The organism is uncultured Duncaniella sp., assembly GCF_910577345.1.
Taxonomy (GTDB): domain Bacteria; phylum Bacteroidota; class Bacteroidia; order Bacteroidales; family Muribaculaceae; genus Duncaniella.
Genome location: NZ_CAJTMT010000058.1, coordinates 1 through 1,497, shown reverse-complemented (window position 1 = coordinate 1,497; position 1,497 = coordinate 1). Strand labels below are relative to the sequence as shown.

The following is a 1,497-nucleotide window of genomic DNA, read 5'->3' as shown; positions in this document are numbered from 1 at the left end:
GATAGCCAAACATGCCTTCATCCATTGCGAGAATCTCACCTATCTCCACCTCGGCAGCGAGTTGAAATCACTCGGTGAAGGAGCCCTCGGTTTCTGCAAAGCAACAGTTCTGGAATGTGAGGCAGTAACTCCTCCGACTTTGGGCGTGGATTGCTTATGGTCATCAAGCATCGGCACACTCCGCGTACCGGCAGAATCGGTTTCAGCCTATAAGAATACTGGTTGGAAAAGCGTAGGAAAGACCGTTGAAGGAGTCGATTTTGGTAGCAGCCGTCAGTCACGCGCACCTGAAATGGGAGGCGTTGAACCTACAGCCATCATCTACGAATCCGTCACCCGCGACCCCGACATGCTCAACGTCCGTCTCGAACCCGTAGGCGCATCGACCGTCATCGACTGGACCTCTTCAAATCCTGAAGTCGCCACAATCGACCGTGGTCTCATCACCTTCCTCTCGAAAGATGGCGAGACAGTATTCGGAGCCACCACCGAGTCAGGTCTGAAAGCCACCTCACCCTCAATGTCGGAAGAATCTTCGGCCATTGACGACGTCATCGCCCCCGAGACCGTCCGCCCGAACGACATCTACAACCTCCAGGGCATCTGCCTCAAACGCAACGCCACCGACGACGACATCAAATCCCTCCGCCCCGGCCTCTACATCATCGGCGGTAAGAAAGTGATAGTCAAATAATCATCCCATACGAATCAATTAAAATCATGCGGAGCGAAAGTCCACAAACTTTCGCTCCGCATTGTATTTTGACGCACTGTTATCGCCCTGTAGGGACGCTCCAGTAGGGACGCTTTTCAAAGCGTCCGCAACAGCATACGAATGAATTTGGGAATCGTAAAATAACCAATGGATTTTTCGGAAACATACCGCAAATTAAAAATCAAATAACCAATTGATTTTTCGGAAACATACCGCGATTTTAAAATCAAATAACAAATGATTTTCAGAAACATACCGCGGACCGACCACGGATTTCCAATTTACCAACGGATTTTCAATTTCGGGGGCCATGTATTTTCCAATTTTGGATTCCGGGCATTTTCAATTGCGGATTCCCGACATTTTTCAATTTTCGGTTTCCGCATTTTCAATCGTATGCTGTTGCGGACGCTTTGAAAAGCGTCCCTACAAAGCGTCCCCACAAAGCGTCCCCACCAGGCGGGCGATCATTCCCTGTGTTCATCGGGGGGATAATCGGGATTGAAGCAGTCGCGGTGCCAGTTGGCTACGTTGTTGTCAACGTAGTTCATGATATTGTCGAAGGCTTGTTGGTTTCTGATGATGTGTTCATGAAATCTCGGTTGCCAGGCAAATTTGATGTTACGTCGGCCACATTCGCGCGTGACTCCTCCTTTGAGGCAACGCACAATCACGGACAGTGTGGAATTGTGGTGGAAATCAGCGGTCGCGGGGCCATGCATTTTGGGTTTCAGACAGCCGAGATTCGGATGAGATGTGGGGTTCGGCGGGGCGGGTTGGGG

The 1,497-nt window shown here is 50.4% G+C and carries 1 protein-coding gene and 1 pseudogene (1 of these 2 only partly in view); one reads left to right on the top strand and one right to left on the bottom strand.

Annotated elements, in window-relative coordinates; genetic code table 11:
* Window positions 1-5, top strand: the end of a protein-coding gene (locus QZ310_RS13515; protein ID WP_366935492.1) for a leucine-rich repeat protein. 2,578 nt of this gene lie to the left of the window's left edge; only the last 5 of its 2,583 coding nucleotides appear in the window; its start codon lies beyond the left edge, outside the window; its stop codon occupies window positions 3-5.
* A gap of 1,177 nt (window positions 6-1,182) precedes the next feature.
* Here the strand turns inward: QZ310_RS13515 and QZ310_RS13510 are convergent.
* Window positions 1,183-1,497 (bottom strand): annotated as a pseudogene (locus QZ310_RS13510) (hypothetical protein); the annotation flags it as partial.